The organism is Cuneatibacter caecimuris (genome assembly GCF_004216775.1).
GTDB lineage: Bacteria > Bacillota > Clostridia > Lachnospirales > Lachnospiraceae > Cuneatibacter > Cuneatibacter caecimuris.
This window is the reverse complement of record NZ_SGXF01000003.1, coordinates 348,561-368,494: the sequence shown is the minus strand read 5'-3', so window position 1 is coordinate 368,494 and position 19,934 is coordinate 348,561. Positions and strand designations below refer to the sequence as shown.

Genomic DNA, 19,934 nt, shown 5'->3' with positions numbered 1-19,934 from the left:
CCAAACAATTATGCTGTCTCAATTTATATCTGTCCGTAATTTTTATTTTTCACCTTTATAGTCTGTAATCCCCTCAATCATCTTCCGCATCTCGTCCAGATCGCTGAACCCGCTGATCTCATAGATACAGTTGTTATTCATCGCCACCGCGGCGTAATATTTCATATCGTCGCTGACCACTGCATAATAAATCTCAATCGGCTGGGTAAACAGGCTGCTGTCTATAGATTCCACATATGTCCTTACACCTATATGGCCGGTAGCGTATTGATCCGTAAGCATTTTCTTCACTTCAATGATCAGAACATCGTCGTTGGGAAGCCTCCCCATGATACACGCGTAACTATCATAGATATCGAACTCATAGATATCCAGCCCTTCAGGAATATATGAAAACTGTATTGTTTCAGTCCGAAAGGAAGCGGCTATTTCGGACATCCGCGTATTCAGCGTCACAGTACCGGGCAGAATAATTGAATCCCCGCTGTTTATTTTACCGTTGCCCGGCGTAAAACTCGATCTCTGCTCCCTGTTCCCGATCGCCATAATTCCCAGAGATACCACGCAGAGCGTTCCTACACAGGCAGTAATCGCCCTCCAGCGCCTTCTTCTGTTCCGCAGTTTAATATACTTGGAAATCTGCCGCTGGATCATTACATTCTCATCCTTTTCCAGCTCAGGATCCACATTATCCGGTTCCGGACCGGCCACCCGCAGGGAAATCAGGAAACGCCTCAGCCGGCTCATTTTCTTAATTCGGGCTAAAACCCTTTTCTGAGCCTGGGCGATCTGTTCTTCCCTGCTCATATTTTCACCCTCCATCCCTATGTTACTTCCCATTCCAGCCTCCGTATCTTTTTGATATCCCTATTATACGTCCTGAATACCGCTATTTCAAGCAATTTCGACTGCAAACGTTCGACAATATTCGAGGATTCTTTTTTTTCTCCAAAAAAATCTTCAGAATATCTCCCAATATTTTACTGATCCTGCGCTTCTATTTTCTCATTCAGGTCATTCAGATAAACCCAGCGCTCCATCTTTTCTTCCAGAGCCTGCTCCGCCTGGTTTTTCTTGTCTTCCAGCTGGGCGAGCCGGTATGAGTTTGTGGCATTTTCCATCATTTCCTGCTCTATCCTGCCCAGTTCTTCTTCCAGCGCGGCAATCTCATCCTCAATATTCTCAAATTCTTTTTGCTCTTTATAGCTGAATTTTAATTTTACAGGCTTTCCCTGCTTCCAGTCCCTGTTTTCTGTTTTCTTTTTCTCCGGCGCTTTTTCAGCGGTTTCCTGTCCGCTGCTCCTATTTTGCAGGCAGGCAATACTGTAATCTGTATAGCCTCCCTCATACTGCCGTATCCTGCCTCCGTTTTCAAAAGCAAATATCCGCCTCACAACACGGTCCAGGAAATACCGGTCATGGGATACTGCAATTACAATTCCGGCAAACTGATCCAGATAGTCTTCCAGCACCTGCAGCGTCCTGATATCCAGATCATTGGTAGGCTCGTCCAGAATCAACACATTAGGCGCAGTCATCAGAATCTGCAGCAGATACAGACGGCGTTTTTCACCTCCTGACAATTTACTCACCGGGCTGTATTGCTGCGATGAGGGAAATAAGAAGCGCTCCAGCATCTGTGAAGCTGATACCAGACCGTCCGCTGTGCGCACATACTCCGCTTTTTCGCGCACGGCGTCGATCACCCTCACCGTTTCATCCAGATATTCATTTTCCTGAGAAAAATACCCGATCTTGACTGTTTGGCCCACAACTACTTGTCCCTGCCATGGTTCCATCTTTCCGGCAATCAGCTTCATCAGCGTAGATTTTCCGCAGCCGTTGGGCCCGATAAAGCCTACTCTGTCGTCTTTCAAAAAAATGTAGCTGAAATCGCGGAACAGGACATTCTCTTCATATGCCATCCCCAGGCTTTCCAGCTCCACTGTTGTCCTGCCAAGCCTGGAATAAGCGGACTCCATTTCAACCTGGGCCTGTTCCTCTGGTCCCCGCCGGTTCTGCAACTCTTCAAACCGCTGTATCCGCCCCTTCTGTTTGGTAGAACGGGCGCGGGCCCCCCGCATGATCCACGCCAGCTCGTTGCGCAGGATGCTTTGGCGCTTTCTCTCTGAAGCTGTTTCCATCTCCAGCCTCTGGGCCTTCAATTCCAGAAAGCCGGCATAATTGGCCTGATAACTATATATCTGTCCCTGATCCAGTTCCGCAATTCTGTTGCTGACCTGATCCAGAAAATAACGGTCATGGGTTACCATCAGCAGCGCCCCTCTGTAATTTTTCAAATAGGCTTCCAGCCAGGCGCACATCTCAGAATCCAGATGGTTCGTAGGCTCGTCCAGAATCAGGATATCTGCAGGGGCCAGCAGAGCTGCCGCCAGGGCCACTCTTTTTTTCTGTCCTCCTGACAGCAGATTCACATTCTGTCCAAAATCCCTGATGCCCAATTCCTGCAGCATAGCCTTCGCTTCTGCCTCAATGCTCCAGGCATTTTCCTCCGTACGGTTTGGCTCCGCCACGCATTCCAGCACGGTGCGGTCCCCGGGAAATTCCGGGGTCTGTGAAAGATAACTGATCTTCACATGTCCTGCTCTGACTACCCGCCCTTCTTCCGGCTCTTCCAGGCCTGCCGCAATCCGCAGCAGCGTGGACTTTCCCGTACCGTTTACACCGATCAGACCCACTTTTTCATTTTCATTCAGATAAAAAGAAGCCCCGTTAAACAGGGGCCTCTCAGTATATGTTTTCCTGATATTTTCCAGTGATAACAAATTCATGGTCCATCCTCCTGACTTTGATTTATTTTATCATAACCCAGGAGCAATGTCAAAATTTTCTCATTCAAAACGCACAATTTCCCGGCGCAGCCGCTTGATGATTTTCTTTTCTAACCGGGAGATATAAGACTGGGAGATTCCCAGCAGGTCTGCCACCTGCTTCTGGGTTAGCTCCTGGCCGTCCCTGCTGTGAAGTCCGAAACGCAGTTCCACAATCTTTTTTTCCCTTTCGCTCAGGGTTTCGATAGCGCTTTTCAGCAATTTTTTCTCTACTTCGCTTTCCAGATCCCTGTAAATCACATCTTCATCCGTACCGAGTATATCCGATAAAAGCAATTCATTTCCGTCCCAATCCACGTTCAGCGGTTCGTCAATGGAAACTTCCATTCTGGTTTTGCTGTTGCGGCGCAGATACATCAGAATTTCATTCTCTATACATCGTGAAGCATATGTTGCCAGTTTAATATTTTTACCGCTGTTAAAGGTATTAATGGCTTTAATCAGTCCGATGGTCCCGATAGAAATCAGGTCTTCCACGCCAACACCGGTATTGTCAAATTTTTTGGCAATATATACCACCAGGCGCAGGTTATGCTCGATGAGCAAAGATCTGGCTTCGGGGTCTTTCGCGTCCAGACGGCGAATCGCCTCTGCTTCTTCCTCTGCATCCAGAGGAAGCGGCAGCACATCCGCGCCGCCTATGTAATGAATTTCTTCCGGCTGCTGCAGCACCAGGCTGCGTACCGTTGACACCACCCGGAATTGAAATTTCCCGGGAACTGATACCTTTATCATATCCTCCACTCCCTTTCTATAACAAGCCTGTATGAAGAATCATTTCATACCGGCCGCTCTCCGTCAGTTTTTCCCTGCTGACTGCGATCACTGCCTGTTCTGTTACACGATGTTCCAGCGGGCAGCAGACTTCCGCCCGGTCGATCCGCACTGCCGGCAGCAGCCCATGGCTCTTCCCTACGCTGCGGTATGGAATCAGCAGCAGTTTATCCGGAAGCTTATTTTCCTTACTTCCAGTGCATTCCTTACTTTTATCCGATGTGTCATATTCATTCAGAATTTGTATTGCGGCCAATTCTTCCTGTCCCAGAATCTGTCCGGCGGTCTCCGGGCCGATCAGGCTGACCGGCGCTCCTCCCGGCGCATAAAGCCGGTTTCCTGTATCCGCCAGCGCCGTAACCTCCACTTTTCTGCCCTTGTGCCATAATATTACAGGAAAAACCACGCTTTTTTGGTCTTTTCTGTTTCTGTACACCCACCAGGCAGCCATCAGACACCCTCCTGCCGCTGCAGCGGCAGCCAGTACCCAATAGGAAGATACAGGAAATGGTTTTCCCGCCGCCAGCAGCTGAATCCCGTATCCCAGGCTGGTATGAAAATACATCCAATTCAGAATTCCTCCCAGCATCCATGTGACCATCCACAGCCACAGCGCCTGTACCGCAAGCTGTTTCCAGTTGCCCGGACGATAAGCTGCCAGACACATCAGCAGGCTTTCCGCTATCGGCAGAACCAGGCTTTCCGCCCAGAACGGAAGCTCCAGGCACAGCGGCAGGAGCGCTCCCGCAGCTCCCAGTGCCGCCGCTCCCAGCTTGCGCAGGCAGCCCCTGGGATATTTTCTCACCCTTCCGGTGATAAACAGTACCAGGACATTCATAAATAAATTCAGGCCGAAATATACATCTATGTACACCATCGTCTTCCCTCACTGACCCAACCAGTATAGCGCAAACCCGCTGAAAAGTTTGTCAAACCGTGGACCTGCAGGGAAAAAATCGGTCGGGAATAAGTGACACAAGACGACATTAGAGCTTCTCTGGAAACGCAGTTTCTAATGCAAAAAAAGAGTCCGGCTCGCCGGACTCACGCGCCGGAGCGCGGCCGCTTCAGCGGCCATACCTCCTTAGCGCGCAGTGCGCATCCCCCCGGAGGGGTTTGCTGCATAGGAAACGCAGTTTCTAATGCAAAAAAGAGTCCGGCTCGCCGGACTCACGCGCCGGAGCGCGGCCGCTTCAGCGGCCATATTTCCTTAGCGCGCAGTGCGCATCCCCCCGGAGGGGTTTGCTGCATAGGAAACGCAGTTTCCTATGCAGCAAAAAAGCCTGAGACAGGCGGCAGAATCAGAATAATCTGATCTTACCGCCTGTCTCAGGCTTTGCACATAGTTTATTTTATTTCTGTTTCTTCAGAAATTCAGGAATCTTAATGCTTCTCTCTTCTTTCGTTCTGGGAGCCACGTAAGGCGTCCTGTTTGAAGAAGTCGCCTGCTGGAACAGAGTTTTAGGGTCAGGCTGGGATGTTGCGGCTGCAGCAGAATATGCGGAAGACGCAGGTTTTGAAACAGCTGATGCAGGCTTGAAGTCCACCATCATGCGCTTCACATTAGGGATATTGCTGCGGTCCTCCACCCCGGTGGCAATCACCGTAATGGTGGCTTCATCCGCTGTGGTGGCGTCGTATGTAGCGCCAAAAATAATATTCGCTTCTTCTCCGGCCAGCTCTTTTACATAGCTGGCAGCCTCATTCACTTCAGGCAGGCTCACATCCCCGGAAATATTGATCAGCACATGGCTGGCGCCTTCGATGGTAGTTTCCAGCAAAGGGCTGGATACGGCGATTTTCATTGCTTCAATCGCCTTTTCGTCTCCCTTGGCTGAACCGATTCCTATGTGCGCGATCCCCTTATTGCTCATCACTGTCTTCACATCTGCAAAGTCCAGGTTGATCAGTCCGGGAATATTGATCAGGTCAGTGATACCCTGCACAGACTGCTGAAGCACTTCATCCGCTTTTTTCAGGGCGTCAGGCATGGTAGTCCTTCTGTCCACAATCTCCAGAAGCTTGTCATTAGGAATCACAATCAGGGTGTCCACCGCCTCTTTCAGCCTTTCAATTCCGTTCATGGCATTGGACATACGGGTGCGTCCCTCAAACATAAAGGGTTTCGTAACCACGCCTACTGTCAGAATTCCCATGTCCTTGGCGATTCTGGCCACCACAGGCGCAGCTCCGGTTCCTGTGCCGCCTCCCATTCCGCAGGTGACAAATACCATATCGGAGCCTTCTAAAAGTTTCTTAATCTCTTCGCAGCTTTCCTCAGCCGCCTTTTCTCCTACTTCAGGAACAGCCCCTGCTCCGAGGCCCTTAGTCAGCTTCTCGCCGATCTGCAGAGGAGTCGGAGCTTTACAGTGCTGAAGAGCCTGATGGTCGGTATTAATCCCCACAAACTCCACGCCTACAATATTCTCTTCGATCATTCTATTCACCGCATTATTGCCTGCTCCGCCTACGCCGATCACAACAATTCTTGCAGAATTTTCCGCTTCATCTACTCTGATTTCTAACACTGGCTTGTCCTCCTCAAAAGCTTTCAATGAATTTTCTATCTTCAAATACTTATGTAATTACCAAACAAAAGATCCGCCTCCAGCCGCAAAAGCGCTGGTACAACGGGGTCAAAATAAAAGTCACTACGTTATACTATATTTGATTTTCCTCAAATAATCAAGTCTTTCCACTAAATTTCCCTGAAAAAATTTTCCACATACCCGGTCAGTCCGGGATAAAGGAAAAATAATCGTGGTTCCCATCCTTGTCATAGGTTTCCAGATGCAGCGTCCCGCTCTGGCCCTCCAGCTGATCCAGCATGGAATACAGCTCTGCGATCTTTTCCTCCAGATACTTTGAAGAACCAATTTTCACCCGCACATTTCCCATGTAGACGGTAGCTTCCATTTTAGAATTATACTTTACTCTGTCCACTTTAATTCCGTATTTCTGCAGCTGCTGTGTCATATTCAAAATCCCGGCAAATACGTTAGGATCGTCCACCGGCAGCGGCTGATACAAAACCACCTGTTCAAAGCCCAGGCCCTCGATCACAGGCACCCCCTCAATCAACGTGTCATAGCTGTCTACTATGATGCCGTCTCTGTCAAAATACAGGTAGTTTCCGGTATAATAAATGCAGCCTGCATAGCTTTTTTCGTAAATAATCACATTTACGGAATGAGGCCCTGTGAGCTCCACCGTATAATTTTGAATAAAAGGAATCTCCTTTTTATTTCCAAGCCTTTCCTGAAGCCAGACCCAGCCTGTCCGTTTTTCCAGCGCATTTGGAAACAGCCTGTCCTCAATCTCTTCCGCCGTATAATATTGATTGCCGTTTACCGTAACCTGCCGTATATCAAAGATCCAGAATACCGCCGCTCCGGCGGCCAGCAGCGCCGCCGCCAGGAGCAGTATGATTTTCAGGATTTTTCTGCGTTTTTTTTGCTTTCTCTTCCTTTTTATGTTTTTTTCCACGCTTACGTCTCCTGTATTTCTTCTTCAATCTGCCCGCCCAGCAGCCTGAACTGCCCCGGCAGGTCCTCATAGCCTCTTAAAATATGGTGGCAGTCACTGACCACAGTCGTACCCTCTGCAGCCAGACCCGCAATTACCAGGGCCGCGCCGCAGCGCAGGTCCCGGGCAGTCACTTCACAGCCCTGCAGACCGCCCCTTCCGGCCACCACAGCCCGGTTTCCTTCTATTACAATATCGGCTCCCATCTTTACCAGTTCCTGCGCAGTGCGAAAGCGGCCCTCAAAGATATCCTCCTGCATCACAGATTTTCCTTCTGCCAGGGACATCAGTGTCAGCATCGGCGACTGCAGATCTGTTGGAAACCCGGGATAGACTTCGGTCCGCACCTCGCGAAGCGGCTTCAGCCTTCCTGTCAGCCCGACTCTTACGGCGCAGCGGCTGGTTTCCACACAGCAGCCCATTTTCTCCAGCGCCTTCAGGGGGCTGATCAGGTATTCGGGACACACTCCATTCACGGTAACCTTTCCTGTGCAGGCGGCGGCTGCATACAGATAAGTTGCAGCAGCAATCCGGTCCCCTTCCACACAGTAACAGGTATCATGCAGACAGCTCCGCCCGGAAATGATCAGCCGTCCGGTCCCAATCCCCGCGATTTCCGCTCCCATCTGGTTAAGAAAAATACAGAGCTGGACAATCTCCGGTTCCCGGGCGCATCCCCGGATCACAGATACCCCCTCCGCACAGACAGCCGCCAGAACAGCGTTTTCTGTAGCGCCCACTGACGGAAACGGAAGATAGATCTCCCCCCCTCTCAGCCTCTTTGCCCGCGCAAAGATTCTGCCATCCTCCACGTTCATTTCCGCTCCCAGAGCCTCCAGGACGCGGCAGTGCAGATCCACAGGCCTGGCGCCGATGGAACATCCTCCGGGATGATATGTGGCGGCTTCTCCGGTCCTTCCCAGAAGCGCGCCTAAAAGCATGATAGAAGAACGCATTTTCTGTCCCAGATACCCGGGGATTTCACAGGAATCCAGGCATTTTGCGTCGATTACCAGTACATCGCCGTACCAATCCACCCTGCAGCCCAGGTACTCCAGGATTTCTTTCATATCTGCCACATCTGTAATACGGGGCACATGAGTCAAAACTGTGATCCCGCAGTTGAGAATTGACGCCGCCATGATCGGCAGCACCGCATTTTTGGCTCCCTGCACCTGCACTTCACCGTGCAGCGGAAAGCCTCCATTTATGACGAAACAAGGCAACGAAATCCCCTCCTGAAACCGCATCATAAACTATCATATGTGCCGGGAGGGGATTTGTTACCTCATTTTTCCCTAACTTTTGGCCTGTATCTGGTTGGAAACATTCAAAACCAGCCCGATTTCAACCATCAGAAACATCAGCGAAGTACCGCCGTAGCTGATAAAAGGCAGAGTCACGCCGGTATTTGGCATGGTATTGGTCACTACCGCAATATTTAACAGCACCTGGATCGCCATATGGGCCATCACGCCGGTAGCCAGCATGGACCCGGTGAAATCCGGGGCATTGTTGGCAATAAACATAAAACGCCAGATCATCATTACAAACAGGGCGATTACCAGAACAGCCCCAAACAGGCCCAGCTCTTCACAGATGATACCGAAGATCATATCATTCTGGGCCTCCGGCAAAAATCCCAGCTTCTGCACGCTCTGCCCCAGCCCCCGTCCGAACAGGCCGCCGGAGCCAATGGCATACAGGCCCTGAAGGATCTGATAGCCCTCATCCTTTTCATAGTTTGTAGGGTTCAGCCAAGCGTTGATTCTGTCCATCTGGTATCCATGCAAAAAGTGCTCCAGCAATCCGGTCTGGTAGGCCAGCACCACCGCCCCCAGACCAACCACAATCACCGCTGCGAACAGCCAGCGCTGCTTGCTTGCGACAAATGCCATCAGAAAACCGATTCCCATGATAATGATTCCGGAACTCAGATTATTCACAGTCACGGGGATCGCCAGAAGAATCACCAAAAATGCCGTTACCAGGAGCACCCGGACAGTTTTTAGATAAGGATACATTTTATTCAGGAAAGCTGCCAGCGCTACAATCAGAGCGATCTTTACAAGTTCGGCCGGCTGAAAGGAGATTGGCCCCAGTTCAAACCATCTGGCTTTACCCTTCGCGCTCTTCCCTACAAAGATAACCGCCACACTGAGAACCAGGGAGATAATGTATCCGTATTTTGCCAGCATAATCCAGAAGTGGTAGTCTATTCTGGATACCAGCAGCATCACGCCGAATGCCAGAAGCATAAATACAGCCTGTTTTTTAACTGTATAGAACATATCTCCCTTGTGGGCGATCATATCTGTATAGGCTGTTGTGCTATATAGCATTACCAGGCCGAAACAGCACAGAAAGATCACGATGAACAGCAGGCTGTAATCAAAATATCCCTGTTTCCGCGCAACGGGCCGCCTCGTCTTTGCGCCGGAAGGCCTGCTTCCCATATTCCGGACCTGCCTGTTCTGCCCTGCGCGCGCCCCGGGCCTTTCCCCATTATGTTCCATCCTGCTCACATCCTTTCCTCGCCGCCAGATTACAGTTTATGCACCAGTTCTTTAAATATCCTCCCCCGCTGTTCATAATTCTCAAACATCCCCCAACTGGCGCAGGCCGGGGACAGAAGCACTGCTTCTCCAGGCAGCGCCAGCTGGGAAGCACGCTCCACCGCTTCCTCCATGGATTCCACAAATTCATAATCAGAAAATCCATATTTCTCTGCACAGGCCGCAATTTTCTCTCTGGTCTGCCCCATCAGCAGAAGCTTCTTGATCTTTCCGTCAAAAGAGCGGATCCAGTCGTCAAATTCCACCCCTTTATCATATCCGCCCCCGATCAGCACGGTAGAAGAAGTCATTGCCTTTACGCCCTGAACAGCCGCATCCACGTTTGTTCCCTTAGAATCATTATAATATTTCACCCCGTTTTTTTCGGCGGTGAATTCAATCCGGTGTTCCACCGCGCGGAATTCCCGTATGGTCCGCTTCACCGCATCAATGGGGGCGCCCAGGCTCAGCGCGATCCCCGCGGCCGCCATAATGTTCTCATAATTACATGCGCCTACCAGATGGAATTCTTCCGTTCTCCCGATCAGTTCAGGCTGTCCTCCGCTCCTATACCATACAGCCCCGTCCTTCAGATACAGCCCCTCTTCCAGCTCTCTGCTGCTGCTGAAATAGACTACGCGGGTCTTCAGCGTCTCACCGAAACGGCGCAGTTCCTCATCCTCATAATTTAATATGCAGGTATCTTCAGCAGTCTGGTTCCTGGTGATAGACTCCTTCACTGCCGCGTAATTCTCCATCGTATGATGCCGATTCAGATGATCCGGCGTAATATTCAGGACTGCAGATACCTGTGGATGAAAACGGATCACTGTCTCCAGCTGAAAACTGCTTATTTCAGCGACAGTAATACTGTCTTCTCTGGTGTCCAGGGCAACGCTGGTGTAAGGGATTCCGATATTGCCCACCACAAAGCTGCGCTCTTCCCCGATCCAGTTTTTCACGATCTGGCCCACCAGCGCCGTAGTGGTTGTCTTGCCGTTAGTTCCCGTGATCCCCGCCAGTTTTCCCCTGCTGTAATGGTAAGCCAGCTCTATCTCGCTCCATACGGGGATTCCCATCTCTTTTAATTTTTCTACCAGAGGGGAATCCACGGGAATACCCGGGCTCAGCACACAGTATTCCACCTGCGCCAGTTCCTCCATGTCCAGACTGCCCCCCAGAATCCTGAGCCCTCTGCCGTCCGTCCACAGCCGCTCCTTCAGGGCCTCCTTGTCCAGGTTTTCATTTCCGTCATATAGAATCACATCTCTGCCCACCTGATGCAGCAGACGCGCAGCGCCTTGTCCGCTGATTCCGGCTCCGGCCACCAAGACTGATTTTTCTGCCATGATTACTTTCCTCCTGTGTTATAACGCCAGATAACCTACCAGGCAGAGCAGCGCCGTCACAATGGAAAATACCGCGACCACTCTTGTTTCAGACCACCCGCCCAGTTCAAAATGGTGGTGGATCGGAGCCATGCGGAACAGTCTCTTGCCGCCTGTGGCCTTAAAATATCCCACCTGCAGAATCACAGAGAGGATTTCCACCAGATAAACCAGTCCCACAATAGCAATAAAAACCGGCATTTTCAACATGTACGCGCTGGCCACCACAAAACCGCCCAGCGCCAGAGAACCTGTATCCCCCATAAAAACTTTGGCAGGATAAACATTAAACAACAGAAAGCCCATGAGCGCTCCTGCCACGGCCGCTGTTACAGGTTCGATCCCTCCCTTTTCCCCAATGGACACCACTGTGAAAAATACTGCTACCAGCAGGGTCACGCTGGAGCAGAGACCGTCCAGTCCGTCGCAGAAATTCACTCCATTATCTGTACCCAGAATTACAATAAGGGAGAAGGGGACGAACAGAAAAGGACCCATGTCCCATGTTTTTCCGCCGGTAAACGGCAGAATCACTTCTGTTCCCAGTTCCGGATTCTGCATCACATAAAAAATGAACACCCCGGTCAAAATCAGCTGCAGGCCCATTTTCTGCCATGGCTTCAGCCCCTCTGACCGCTTCATGACTACCTTCAGATAATCATCCAGAAAACCGATCAGGCCGAAACCCAGGGTCATAAATAAAACAGGCACAACCTTGGGGTAATCCTTAAGAAAAATCAGGGAGGTGACCAGAATGCCGATCAGGAACATCACTCCTCCCATGGTGGGAGTCCCCTGTTTTTTCAAGTGGGCCTGTGGGCCTTCCTGCCGGACCTGCTGCCCAAATTTCAGGCGGTGCAGGAAAGGGATGATCACCGGTCCCAGCACCGCGCTCACTGCAAAAGATATCAATACTGCAAATATTACCTGACTGCTCATGACTGCACCTCTTTTGTTCTGCGGGGCTTTGCCGCGCATCGTTTTTCAACTCTTAAAGTATAGCGGAATCATGATGATTTTTCAACCCCGAGGTAGGGCAGAATATTCTCATAGAATTCTGCTACCACCGGCGCCACTATAGTGCCGCCGTAATATACTCCAACCGGCTCATCCACGGTCATCAGCGTGATCACTTCCGGATCGTCAGCCGGAGCAAATCCAATAAACGAAGAAATATATTTACCGGTTCGCCGGGGAAGTTTCTCGGAAGTGGCTGTTTTTCCGCCGATCCGGTATCCTTCCACCGCCCCGTTTTTTCCGGAGCCTTCCGCCACTACCTGTTCCAGAATAGAACGGACTTTCGCGCTGGTTTCTTCCGACAGCACGCCCTCCTCCACCGGATACTGCAGTTTTGTGATCTGGCTGCCGTCAGCCGACTGCACGGATACGCCAAAGTGCGGGGTAACCCGCCTGCCGCCGTTGATGATGGCGCTGGCCGTGGTGATCAGCTGCAGCGGAGTGATCTGGAAAGACTGGCCGAAAGAAACTGTTGCCAGCTCCACTTCCCCCATATTTTCCGGTTTGTGCATGATCGTGGACGCCTCTCCCGGAAGATCTATGCCGGTCTTCTTCAGAAGCCCGAAGCGCTCAAAGTAAGAATAAAACACATCCACGCCCATCCGCAGGCCTACCTGGATGAACACCGGGTTACAGGAATTCATAGTGCCCTGCACAAAGGTTTCCGCCCCATGGCCTGTCGTCTTGTGGCAACGGATTCTGCGGTCTTCCACTACATAAAATCCCGGGCAGCTGAAGGTGGACTCCGGCGTCACTGCACCTGAATCCAGTCCGGCTGCGGCAGTAATAATTTTAAACGTCGAACCCGGCTCATATGTATCGTTGATGACGGCGTTCCGCCACATCTTATTCAGCAGATCCTGAGCGCTTTCCTGGGAAGTGTCGGTCCCTTCCGGAAGCGAGTAAGGGTCATTTAAATCAAATTCCGGCACATTGACCATTGCCAGGATTTCCCCGGTTTTGGGATTCATCACAATGCCCGAAGCCTGCTTGGCCTGTTTCTGTATCATTAGTTTTTCTGCCGCCTGTTCCAGATATTTCTGTACATTCACATCCAGACTCAGATGCAGATTCTTGCCGGCCACAGGCTCCACCCGCTCCTCCGCAGCATTCTCGATCTCTCTTCCTGCTGCGTCGGCCAGGGTCAGGATCGTGCCGTCCGTCCCTTTCAGTACTGATTCATAAGCAACTTCAAGGCCTATGATCCCCTGATTATCGCTGCCGGTAAATCCCAGCACCTTTGAGGCCAGACTTCCATATGGATAATAGCGCTTATAGTCTTCATCCACCTTTACCCCCGCCATATCGCACTCACGTATTTCATCCCCCAGATCCTTCTCCACATTGGTGCGGATCACTTCTCTGGAAGAACGCTTCTCCACCTTTTTCCGGACCTCAGCTTCTTCCAGGCCCAGCTTATCTGTCAAAGTCCGTATCACTGTTTCAGGGTCCGTCACCTGGCTATGCACCACTGAAACTGTACAGACCGTCTTGTTTGTGGCGATTGGAACGCCGTTGGCATCATAAATCGTTCCACGGGCAGCTTTGATCCTGCGCTCGCGCTGGTGCAGCTCCTGCGCCATCAGATAATACTGATCCGCGTCCAGCAGCATCAGATATCCCAGCCGCACCATCAGCCCTACTCCCATCAGGGACAGTATCATAGCTGCGGTTACAATTCCCTTGCGGTGTCCGGTTAGCAAAGTTTTCATCTGTTTCACATCCCTTCCCAATTGGTCCAGTATATGAAACGTTTGTCCTGATTATTCTTCTCCCGGCAATTCTGTGGGATTCTCTTCCGGCATTTCTATCATAGGCTGCGTTTCTGCGGATTCAGCAGTTGCATTCTCCACAGGCTGCGCATTCGGGTCTTCCTGGTCCATGATTCCCTGGCCCTGCCACTGCTCCTGCCCATCCCCCTCCGGCTTATTTTCATCCTCCGCCTCGCTGCTGTAGATATTTGCATAGGGAAGCAGTTCTTCCCATATAGCCTTTGCCACCAGCTGGGCTTTTTCGCTGCTGTTGGGGTTGTTCACATTAGGCGTATCAATCACCACATACAGCAGCAGCTCCGGATTGTCCGCCGGGGCGAAACTGATGAAGGAAATCACGTATTTCCCATTGCCTCTGGGCAGTTTCTCCGCAGTGCCTGTTTTTCCGCCGATTTTATAGCCGTCAATTTTTGCAACGCCGCCGGTTCCCTGGTTCACGGTCTGGTACAGCGCCTCTCTGATAAATTTACTGGTTTCTTCACTGACGACCCGGCTCACCGGAACAGATTCTTTATTGTCGATCACCGCGCCTTTCGAATCCAGCACCTGTTTCACCAGATGGGGCTGATAATAGTATCCTCCGTTTATTGCGGAAGAGATCGCAGAGGCCAGCTCCACCATGGTTACTGTAAATCCCTGTCCAAAAGAACCTGTCGCCAGTTCCGCATCTTTGAGTTTTTCTTCCTGATACAGTATCCCGGCGGCTTCTCCGGGCAAGTCTATACCGGTCCTCCGGTTCAGCCCGAACAGCCTCTGGTATTTCGCAAATGCAGGAGCTCCCAATTTCTTAACAATCTGCATCAGGGAGTCATTGCAGGACTCCTCCAGAGCGCCGGACAGATCCAGCTCTCCGTGGTAATCCGGAAATACATGACATTTAATCCTCCAGCCTGCCACCATCTCAAAGCCATCGCAGGTGAATGTTTCATCTTCCTTGACAGCGCCCTCTTCCAGGGCCGCGGATATGGTGAGCGGCTTTGCTGTGGAACCAGGCTCAAATGTATCGCTGATGCAGAAATTCCTCCAGATCTGATTGAGCTTTTCCAGCTGGGTTTCATTATCCATGGAACTCAGCTCCTCCGCCGTATACTTCTCTTTCAGAATATCATTGGGATGGTTCAGGTCATAGGTGGAGTTGGTGGCCATTGCCAGAACCTCCCCATTATTGGGATTCATCACCAGCACGCCGATATTTTCCGCGCCAGGGGTCTGCTCCTCTCCGGCAGGCTGGTCTTTCATGTTGCCTTCTTCGTCAAATACCTTGCCGGTATAGGTTTCCATAAATTCGTCAATGTGTTTCTGACAGATGTTCTGCATGTTGAGGTCCAGGGTGGAAACCAGCTGAGAACCGTCCTGGGGCTTTTCTACCTGCCTCACCAGATCGAAGTCTTCATTCACATAACCGTATTCCCTTCCGTTTACCCCGGCAAGTTCCTTATTATAATAGCTTTCCAGCCCCCACAGTCCCGTACTGCCGTCCCCTGTCGTAAAGCCCAGCACGCTGCAGGCCGCGGAATTATAGGGATAAACCCGCCTGTATTCCGTTTCAAACCAGACCCCTTTTATTCTCTGGGCCTTTTCAAAAGCAGTCTTATTTATATTTTCCTCTTTTTTAACATCCGCATATTCTTTGTTCATTTCTTCACAGAAAGCGTCAAAAGCAGTTTTCTGGTCATAGGTCAGCACTGTTTTCGCGCCGTTTGTTTTCAGGCGAAGGTAACTCTTATCTTTTTTTCCCTCCAGCTGCTCCATAACGGATTCCCGGTCCAGGCCCAGGTTTTCCACCAGGGCGTTTATCGTAGGTTCCAGATAAGGCTGTTTGCTCACTTTCACCTTATTGTCCCCTTCTCCTTCGGCAAACTCCTGTTCTGTATAGATTACTTTCGGGTCCAGAATCAGAATGTAAGTCTGTTCACTGGCCGCCAGCAGCGTGTGATTACGGTCCAGGATATTTCCCCGCTTTGCCACCAGCACGCTGCTGCTGTAATTTCGCTGGGACAGCACCTTCACGGAATACCTGTCCTCATTTTTAGATAAATTGCTGATGATGATGAGCAGTACAAACAAAGCCAGCGTTACGATAAAAAACAGTAACGCCAGCTTATATCTCATGTATCTTTTAAAAGGCCTCTTGCGCATCGCCTTTATTTTATCACTAATTCTCCGGAATACTTTCATTTTGTCTTACATACCTGCTTTCTACTCTGTCATACAGGCGGATCTGCTCCTGGCCGGCAGGAACCATCCCCAGCTCTTCTGTTGCAACCCGGTAAATATAGTCCAGATCAACTCCTGACTGAAGTTTCAGCTCTGCGGCATTATTTTTCTCCACCAGAGCGCTGTATTCCTCCTCCATGGTATTAATATTGCGCAGCGTAGATGAAACAGAAGTCTGCAGCCTGAGATAATGAAAACAGATCCCCATTGTCACAACGATCATAGCGGTGAGCATGATCAAATAAGCCCGGTTCATCCGGACTGCTTTCTCCCTGTTTCTTTTGATTCTGATATCTTTTTGGACTTCCCGGCGCTCATGCTCTCTGGGCGCTGGCTCCAGCCTGCGGACAGTATTTCCATCTACATAAGTCCGAACGATTCTATCTGCGCTGCTGCCGGATCCGGCGGCAGCCTGTCCTCTTCTCACAGCCACTGTTTTGCCTCCTGCTATATTTCTTCTATCTTTTCAAATACCCTGAGCTTCGCGCTCTGGGCACGAGGATTATTTTCCAGCTCTTCCTCTGCAGGCAGTATCGGTTTTCTGGTTACCACATGTCCCCTGGATTTTTTTCCGCAGACACAGACCGGAAAATCCGGCGGACAGGTACAGGGATTCTCATTCTCTCTGAACTTCACCTTCACAATCCTGTCTTCCAGGGAATGAAAAGTGATAATACAGAGCCTCCCGCCCGGCGCCAGCGCTTCGATCATCCTGTCAACAGATTGTTCCAGCACATCCAGTTCCCGGTTCAGCTCGATCCGAATAGCCTGAAAGGTCCGTTTGGAGGGATGCCCTCCTGTAGCCCTGACCCTGGCCGGAATCGCTGCTTTAATAATCTCCGTCAGCTCGTCTGTGGTTTCTATTGGTTTTTTCTGTCTCGCCTGCACAATGTGCTTGGCAATGTTTTTTGCGAATCTGTCTTCCCCGTAGTTCCGGATCACGCGGTACAGCGCGCCCTCTTCATATTGATTTACAATATCTCTGGCGGTCAGTTCCTGCCTCCGGTCCATTCGCATATCCAACGGCGCATCCTCCCTGTAGGAAAACCCCCGCTCTGCTTCGTCCAGCTGGTAAGAGGAGACCCCCAGGTCCAGCACAATACCGTTCACCTTCCCGACCCCTGCTTCAGCCAGGACCTCCTGTATTTCACAGTAATTTCTTCTGTAAATCGCTGCTTTGCCGCCAAATACTGCAAGCCGCTCTGACGCGGCCCGGATCGCGGCTTCATCCTGATCAATTCCAATCAGCATTCCGCCTTCTGTCAGATGTTTCAGGATTTCACAGGAATGGCCTCCGCCTCCCAGAGTGCCGTCCACATATATTCCGTCCGGCCTGATATTCAGCTGATCAATAGTTTCCTCCAACAGTACTGAAGTGTGTGCAAATTCCATAAGTGCCTCCGACGTCAGATGTTAAATGCTTCCAGCGTCTTCGCAAGGCTTTCCACATCGTCATAATCATTGTATTCCTGCCAAGCGGCTTTGTCCCAGATTTCGATACGGCTTCCCACTCCTGCCAGAACCACATCCTTGTTCAGCCCGGCAAACTCCCGGAGTACGGGAGAAATGAGAATGCGCCCTTGCTTGTCCACTTCACATTCGGAAGAACCGGCCATGAAAAAACGGGCCAGTTTTCTTGCATTCGGGTTGGAAAGCTGAGGGATATTCAGCAGTTTCTGAATAAATTCGTTCCATTCGTCCATCGGATAGATGAAAAGGCAGTGATCCAGTCCACGGGAAATCATAAAGCTCTCCCCCAGCTGTTCGCGGAATTTCAGCGGAATAATCAGACGCCCTTTGGCGTCCAGCGTATGATTGTATTCGCTCATAAACATTCCGCTTCACCTTCTTTCCACCACTAGCCTGTCCTAAAATGGCACAAATCCCCACTTGCCACCACCTTTATTCATAATAAATCATTTCATTGGAAAATACAAGTCCCAAATTCAAAATATCGCAGGAAACCTTGAATTACCAATAGTTTCCTGCGATATTAACCTGTCTGTCCCCTATGAATATGACGCCTTTTTGTCAGTCCATCATCTTATTTAACAATTCATCCATCCTGCGGCCCTGCTCCAGCACTTCCTGATCTGTCATTTCCAAACCGTTCTCCAGCAGTTCATTCAGCTTTCTGCGTTCTTCTTCAAATTTCTTTTCAAGTTCTTTCTTTTTATCTTTTGTCTCCATAAATACTCCTTTACACTTGCTAGGTACTTTTTTGGGATTTGTCATTTGTTCTTTTTTCCTATTCATGCTTTCCCCCTTATTCATAGGATCTCATCTTTCGTATGCACTTCAGTTTCAGACAAAATTCTTTATCTGTTCTTATAATACCCCCTAATCTCCTAAAAATCAATAAATTTTCATCGCATTTTTCGCCATTCCTCATCCTTATCGCCTTTTTTTAGGCAAAATCCCGCAAAATTCTCCATATTGTGCGCGCTTTTTGTCAAATCCTGGTCGTTTCTTTGCTGTTCATGTCGATTTTTCTTACTCGCATGCGGCGCTTTTTGTCCTTGCGCTTCCGATTTTCTTGTGCTAAACTAAATAACTGTGAAAGTATGCCAATTAGAAAGGAAGTCATCTGATGAAATTAGGTATCGTGGGTCTGCCAAATGTAGGCAAAAGCACCCTTTTTAATTCTCTGACCAAAGCCGGGGCGGAATCTGCCAATTATCCTTTCTGTACCATTGATCCCAACGTGGGGGTGGTGCCTGTGCCGGATTTTCGTCTGAAACTCTTATCCGATTTGTATCAATCTGAAAAGCTCACCCCTGCCACCATTGAATTTGTAGATATTGCAGGTTTGGTAAAAGGCGCTTCCAAAGGCGAAGGGCTGGGCAACCAGTTTCTGGCCAATATCCGGGAAGTAGATGCCATTGTTCATGTTGTGCGCTGTTTTGAAGATACAAATGTCATTCATGTGGACGGCAGTGTTGATCCCCTGCGGGATATAGAGACCATTAACCTGGAACTGATTTTTGCTGATCTGGAAGTGCTGGAACGCCGGATTGCCAAGACAGGGAGAGGTGCAAAAAATGACAAGGCTCTGGCAAAGGAACTGGCCAGCCTGGAAAAACTGAAGGCTGTTCTGGAGGACGGGCGCCAGGCCAAGGCCCTGGAACCTGAAGATGAGGATGAGGCGGAGCTGATCGCATCATTGAACCTGCTGACTGACAAGCCTGTGATTTATGCCGCCAACGTGGCGGAAGATGATCTGGCGGACGACGGAGCTTCCAACGCCCATGTGCAGGCCGTGCGGAAGTATGCCGCCGGGGAAGGCAGCGAAGTGTTTGTAATCTGCGCGCAGATCGAACAGGAAATCGCAGAGCTGGACGAAGAAGAAAAGAAGATGTTTCTGGACGACCTGGGGCTGAAGGAGTCCGGGTTGGAAAAACTGATCACTGCCAGCTATCACATCCTGGGCCTGATCAGTTATCTCACTGCAGGCGTACAGGAGACCAGGGCCTGGACCATCACCAGAGGGACAAAAGCGCCTCAGGCTGCCGGCAAAATCCACACCGATTTTGAACGGGGGTTTATACGCGCTGAAGTGGTCAACTACCAGGATCTTCTGGACTGTAAGGCTTATTCTGCCGCTAAGGAAAAAGGGCTGGTACGTTTGGAAGGAAAAGATTATGTGGTGCAGGACGGAGATGTGATTTTGTTCCGGTTTAATGTCTGAACGCTATATGAAGTCCTCTTAAAAAACACGCATATGTTGTACTGGAAATTTCCAGTCACATGTGCGTGTTTTATTGTTGTCAACTTTTATTTCACAGGCGCTCTTTCCTGGGAAATGAGAAGTCCGCCCGCGGACTTCTCCGCCTG

General features: G+C 50.2%; 17 protein-coding genes. 1 reads left to right on the top strand and 16 read right to left on the bottom strand.

The window, feature by feature from the left end; all coding sequences use genetic code 11:
- Window positions 1–42: 42 nt before the first annotated feature.
- The 16 genes from EV209_RS09895 to EV209_RS09820 all read right to left on the bottom strand — a co-directional run bounded on the left by EV209_RS09895 (window position 43) and on the right by EV209_RS09820 (window position 18,290).
- A complete protein-coding gene (locus tag EV209_RS09895) occupies window positions 43–840 on the bottom strand; it encodes a hypothetical protein (protein ID WP_130435288.1) in 798 nt (265 codons plus the stop codon).
- Between the two features lie 140 nt (window positions 841–980).
- On the bottom strand, window positions 981–2,792 hold the full coding sequence (locus EV209_RS09890; RefSeq protein WP_130435287.1) for an ABC-F family ATP-binding cassette domain-containing protein: 1,812 nt from the start codon (window positions 2,790–2,792) through the stop codon (window positions 981–983).
- A gap of 60 nt (window positions 2,793–2,852) precedes the next feature.
- Window positions 2,853–3,587 carry an RNA polymerase sporulation sigma factor SigE gene (sigE, locus tag EV209_RS09885; RefSeq protein ID WP_130435286.1) on the bottom strand — a complete coding sequence of 245 codons (735 nt, stop codon included), beginning with the start codon at window positions 3,585–3,587 and terminating at the stop codon, window positions 2,853–2,855.
- Window positions 3,588–3,603: 16 nt separating this feature from the next.
- Window positions 3,604–4,503, bottom strand: coding sequence for a sigma-E processing peptidase SpoIIGA (locus EV209_RS09880; protein WP_130435285.1), 900 nt, complete (start codon window positions 4,501–4,503; stop codon window positions 3,604–3,606).
- A 475-nt stretch (window positions 4,504–4,978) separates the two neighbouring features.
- A complete protein-coding gene (gene ftsZ / locus EV209_RS09875) occupies window positions 4,979–6,154 on the bottom strand; it encodes a cell division protein FtsZ (protein ID WP_130435284.1) in 1,176 nt (391 codons plus the stop codon).
- Window positions 6,155–6,359: 205 nt separating this feature from the next.
- The gene (locus EV209_RS09870; RefSeq protein WP_130435283.1) at window positions 6,360–7,112 is read right to left on the bottom strand and encodes a cell division protein FtsQ/DivIB; all 753 of its coding nucleotides are present in this window, start codon (window positions 7,110–7,112) and stop codon (window positions 6,360–6,362) included.
- A 2-nt stretch (window positions 7,113–7,114) separates the two neighbouring features.
- A complete protein-coding gene (gene murA / locus EV209_RS09865; protein WP_408609014.1) occupies window positions 7,115–8,377 on the bottom strand; it encodes a UDP-N-acetylglucosamine 1-carboxyvinyltransferase in 1,263 nt (420 codons plus the stop codon).
- A gap of 72 nt (window positions 8,378–8,449) precedes the next feature.
- Window positions 8,450–9,667 (bottom strand): FtsW/RodA/SpoVE family cell cycle protein, encoded by a 1,218-nt coding sequence (locus tag EV209_RS09860; protein WP_243647565.1) that lies wholly within the window; start codon window positions 9,665–9,667, stop codon window positions 8,450–8,452.
- Window positions 9,668–9,696: 29 nt separating this feature from the next.
- Entirely contained in the window at window positions 9,697–11,055 is a 1,359-nt protein-coding gene (murD, locus tag EV209_RS09855) for a UDP-N-acetylmuramoyl-L-alanine--D-glutamate ligase (RefSeq protein ID WP_130435282.1), read from the bottom strand.
- A gap of 18 nt (window positions 11,056–11,073) precedes the next feature.
- A complete protein-coding gene (gene mraY, locus EV209_RS09850; RefSeq protein ID WP_130435281.1) occupies window positions 11,074–12,033 on the bottom strand; it encodes a phospho-N-acetylmuramoyl-pentapeptide-transferase in 960 nt (319 codons plus the stop codon).
- 68 nt (window positions 12,034–12,101) lie between these two features.
- Complete coding sequence (locus tag EV209_RS09845; protein ID WP_130435280.1) at window positions 12,102–13,823, bottom strand: peptidoglycan D,D-transpeptidase FtsI family protein; 1,722 nt, start codon at window positions 13,821–13,823, stop codon at window positions 12,102–12,104.
- Window positions 13,824–13,874: 51 nt separating this feature from the next.
- Complete coding sequence (locus EV209_RS09840; RefSeq protein ID WP_165388890.1) at window positions 13,875–15,995, bottom strand: peptidoglycan D,D-transpeptidase FtsI family protein; 2,121 nt, start codon at window positions 15,993–15,995, stop codon at window positions 13,875–13,877.
- A gap of 43 nt (window positions 15,996–16,038) precedes the next feature.
- Window positions 16,039–16,533 carry a cell division protein FtsL gene (locus tag EV209_RS09835; protein WP_243647564.1) on the bottom strand — a complete coding sequence of 165 codons (495 nt, stop codon included), beginning with the start codon at window positions 16,531–16,533 and terminating at the stop codon, window positions 16,039–16,041.
- A 14-nt stretch (window positions 16,534–16,547) separates the two neighbouring features.
- A complete protein-coding gene (gene rsmH / locus EV209_RS09830; RefSeq protein WP_130435278.1) occupies window positions 16,548–17,492 on the bottom strand; it encodes a 16S rRNA (cytosine(1402)-N(4))-methyltransferase RsmH in 945 nt (314 codons plus the stop codon).
- A gap of 14 nt (window positions 17,493–17,506) precedes the next feature.
- The gene (gene mraZ / locus EV209_RS09825) at window positions 17,507–17,935 is read right to left on the bottom strand and encodes a division/cell wall cluster transcriptional repressor MraZ (RefSeq protein WP_130435277.1); all 429 of its coding nucleotides are present in this window, start codon (window positions 17,933–17,935) and stop codon (window positions 17,507–17,509) included.
- A gap of 196 nt (window positions 17,936–18,131) precedes the next feature.
- Window positions 18,132–18,290, bottom strand: coding sequence for a Spo0E family sporulation regulatory protein-aspartic acid phosphatase (locus EV209_RS09820; RefSeq protein WP_165388889.1), 159 nt, complete (start codon window positions 18,288–18,290; stop codon window positions 18,132–18,134).
- Between the two features lie 400 nt (window positions 18,291–18,690).
- On the opposite strand from EV209_RS09820, the gene ychF reads away from it, so the two are divergent.
- Window positions 18,691–19,788 (top strand): redox-regulated ATPase YchF, encoded by a 1,098-nt coding sequence (gene ychF, locus EV209_RS09815; protein WP_130435275.1) that lies wholly within the window; start codon window positions 18,691–18,693, stop codon window positions 19,786–19,788.
- Window positions 19,789–19,934: the final 146 nt, after the last annotated feature.

Excerpts from the sequence above, each read along its gene's own strand:
- EV209_RS09860 (WP_243647565.1), bottom strand. The coding sequence starts at position 9,667 with ATGGAACATAATGGGGAAAGGCCCGGGGCGCGCGCAGGGCAGAACAGG.
- ychF (WP_130435275.1), top strand. The coding sequence starts at position 18,691 with ATGAAATTAGGTATCGTGGGTCTGCCAAATGTAGGCAAAAGCACCCTT.
- EV209_RS09845 (WP_130435280.1), bottom strand. The coding sequence starts at position 13,823 with ATGAAAACTTTGCTAACCGGACACCGCAAGGGAATTGTAACCGCAGCT.
- sigE (WP_130435286.1), bottom strand. The coding sequence starts at position 3,587 with ATGATAAAGGTATCAGTTCCCGGGAAATTTCAATTCCGGGTGGTGTCA.
- mraZ (WP_130435277.1), bottom strand. The coding sequence starts at position 17,935 with ATGTTTATGAGCGAATACAATCATACGCTGGACGCCAAAGGGCGTCTG.
- EV209_RS09820 (WP_165388889.1), bottom strand. The coding sequence starts at position 18,290 with ATGGAGACAAAAGATAAAAAGAAAGAACTTGAAAAGAAATTTGAAGAA.
- EV209_RS09880 (WP_130435285.1), bottom strand. The coding sequence starts at position 4,503 with ATGGTGTACATAGATGTATATTTCGGCCTGAATTTATTTATGAATGTC.
- murD (WP_130435282.1), bottom strand. The coding sequence starts at position 11,055 with ATGGCAGAAAAATCAGTCTTGGTGGCCGGAGCCGGAATCAGCGGACAA.
- EV209_RS09890 (WP_130435287.1), bottom strand. The coding sequence starts at position 2,792 with ATGAATTTGTTATCACTGGAAAATATCAGGAAAACATATACTGAGAGG.
- rsmH (WP_130435278.1), bottom strand. The coding sequence starts at position 17,492 with ATGGAATTTGCACACACTTCAGTACTGTTGGAGGAAACTATTGATCAG.
- mraY (WP_130435281.1), bottom strand. The coding sequence starts at position 12,033 with ATGAGCAGTCAGGTAATATTTGCAGTATTGATATCTTTTGCAGTGAGC.
- EV209_RS09895 (WP_130435288.1), bottom strand. The coding sequence starts at position 840 with ATGGGAAGTAACATAGGGATGGAGGGTGAAAATATGAGCAGGGAAGAA.
- EV209_RS09840 (WP_165388890.1), bottom strand. The coding sequence starts at position 15,995 with ATGAGATATAAGCTGGCGTTACTGTTTTTTATCGTAACGCTGGCTTTG.